This is a genomic window from Novipirellula herctigrandis (assembly GCA_007859835.1).
Classification (GTDB): Bacteria; Planctomycetota; Planctomycetia; order Pirellulales; family Pirellulaceae; genus Novipirellula_A; species Novipirellula_A herctigrandis.
This window is the reverse complement of record SJPJ01000001.1, coordinates 56439-58762: the sequence shown is the minus strand read 5'-3', so window position 1 is coordinate 58762 and position 2324 is coordinate 56439. Positions and strand designations below refer to the sequence as shown.

The following is a 2324-nucleotide window of genomic DNA, read 5'->3' as shown; positions in this document are numbered from 1 at the left end:
CAGAGTAGTTTTCAGAAGTCGTCATCAAGTGTTGTACAATGCCGCAATTGACGGTCAGTCGATTTCAGTCGGGTAACGGTGGTGATCAGCGGGGACGGGCGAAAGACTTGCAAGCAGACGAGAAAACGGACCACCCGTCCTCCGTTGCATCACATGGTTATCCGCCGGCCTGCGGGGCCGCGGCGTGCGATGGTGATGCGTTAAAAAAGGGGGCGACGACGGCAACGATCGCCGGAACAATGAAGGGAGTCCAGAGGTACAGTACACTAGTGATTTGATTGTATGACTCCCCGATGCCGCCGCTGAGGAGATAGGCCAGCCAGCCAAGTTGGTAGACAATCCAGAAATGAAGCGAGGTTAGTCGCAAAGTTGTCAGCCTGGCAGTCGCGGACGAGCAAACCAATGATGCGATCACCGATGACGCGAACCAGAAATAGGCAGTTTCGTCATTCAGCCGTATTGATTCGATATCAAAGAGGATCAGATTTATCACCAGCCCGACCGGCACGGTCGCCACCAAAGACCCGACCAAGGCCATCCACATACGAATTACGGAAGCAATCGTTGCTTGCGAAGTCGGTATGCCAGTCGAACGCGGTGTTGCGTATGGGTTGGTCATGACGTTGGCGGTGGATTGATCTCAGTCGGATAACGCTAGAGGTCACCGGGTCGCGGCGAACGACTTTTGTTTTCAAAATGCCGCGCGACCCGCGACTCCGTGTGCACCGATTTGTTATGTGGTCATTTGTCTTGCCGCAGCACGTTCCATTTTGTACCACCGATAAAACAACGGGACGTACAGGCAAGCAGCCAACAAGTGTGCCGCAACACCAATAGGAACGGATGCGATATAGAAACCTAGTTGAAGTTGGTAAAACGCTGCGACCCAAATTGCCCACAATGCGGCACCGGGGACAGCAAATAGTGGAGTGCGCCGCACAATGATATACAGTGTTGCTTTCCAATCGTCGAGAATCGACTTTCGAGCGAGGATTGCGTGGAGTCCGCCAGCGACAAATTCAAGAATCGTCAGTCCGAAGAACCAAATCGCGGACACAATCAATACGATGCCAATCGAATTGATTGTTAGATAGACACTGTGAATCGGAAGTTCGATTCGGTTGGCATAGGAAGGGAAGTTGAAGCAGATGAAGTTGTAGACCGCAGGGACCAGCAGGATCAGCAAGGCAATGCGAACACTGCGTAGTGCTGTCACGCGATCCTCGTTCGGCGTCGATTGTAGAGCCGTCGGAACCTTAGGCGATTCGTATGGATTGGTGCTCATCGGTCAGACCACATAACGGTGGTCGTCAGCGGGCACGGCCATTGCGGTGTCTATCGACCAATCGCGTGATGCCGTGCTCCGTTGCACGACTTGGTTATTTGCTTGATTGCGTCGACGCCTCGGTCTCGCCATTGGCTGTCACGTCATCAAGCATTTTGTGCATCCGCTCAATGTTCGCTTTGCGACGGCGATTGTATTCGTCTTCGCGCAGATAGTCACGCGAGTAAACGTAGTAGTTATCGTTGCCGTACTGCGGAATCGAAAGATCTCGGTTCGTGAGCATCATATCGTTGCCGTTCTTGATGACGATGTGTGCCCGAATTCGACTACGTTTGTCCGTTGATTTAACGACTGAGGTTACGCCATCAACTAGTCCACGTTCTCTGATCGCAAGTGTCATGTTGCCGTCGTTCGCGACCGTGAACCAGCCTGCGATCCGCGACGCACCAACACGGTGACGGATGACTCGCTCGAAGGTGCCGTCTTTGCGAAAAGTCAAAGTCTCCCAATGCCCGACACCGGGAAAAGGGTGATGCCAAACTCCGGTGAGAGCGTTGGTCGACACGTTCGTGGGTCGGTCCGCGAACGAACACGTCGCAGTTAACGCGAGCAATCCCAACGCGGTGAAGAATTGGATGCGCTGCATCATGTGCAAATAACGTCACCGTTCACCGGGCCGCGGCAAACGACATTGATTTCAGAATCCGCGCGGCCGCGGCTTCCGTGTGCAACGGATGGTTATCCGTGGTGAATTTGGTGGAAGGTCGAATGCCAGTATACGTTCCCAAAGCAAGACCGAGCAAGCCGATGGTAACAGGAGATTGCTCGCGCAAGCCATCAGGACGTTCCGTCGTCGAGCAACGAATGTCGCCCGAGCACGCCGATGGTCGGTGCGAGGAGGCTCGCGCAAGCCATCAGGAGATTGGAAGGTCGAACCAGAAAAGTTGTCCGAGGGAATGGTTCGTCGGGTATATCGTTCACCGGCATCAGCCGCAAGCCAGTGTTGTGACGCCAAGGCCCAACACCAGCATACCGATCT

4 protein-coding genes are annotated in these 2324 nt (G+C 54.0%); all 4 read right to left on the bottom strand.

Features of this window, described 5'->3' with window-relative positions:
- Positions 1-157: 157 nt before the first annotated feature.
- Positions 158-619, bottom strand: a complete 462-nt coding sequence (locus CA13_RS00240; protein WP_146393707.1) for a hypothetical protein — start codon at positions 617-619, stop codon at positions 158-160.
- Between the two features lie 114 nt (positions 620-733).
- On the bottom strand, positions 734-1285 hold the full coding sequence (locus CA13_RS00235) for a hypothetical protein (protein ID WP_146393705.1): 552 nt from the start codon (positions 1283-1285) through the stop codon (positions 734-736).
- A 94-nt stretch (positions 1286-1379) separates the two neighbouring features.
- Positions 1380-1934 (bottom strand): hypothetical protein, encoded by a 555-nt coding sequence (locus CA13_RS00230; RefSeq protein WP_146393703.1) that lies wholly within the window; start codon positions 1932-1934, stop codon positions 1380-1382.
- A gap of 188 nt (positions 1935-2122) precedes the next feature.
- A partial coding sequence (locus CA13_RS34415; RefSeq protein WP_419193743.1) for a hypothetical protein occupies positions 2123-2324 on the bottom strand: 202 nt, incomplete at its 5' end.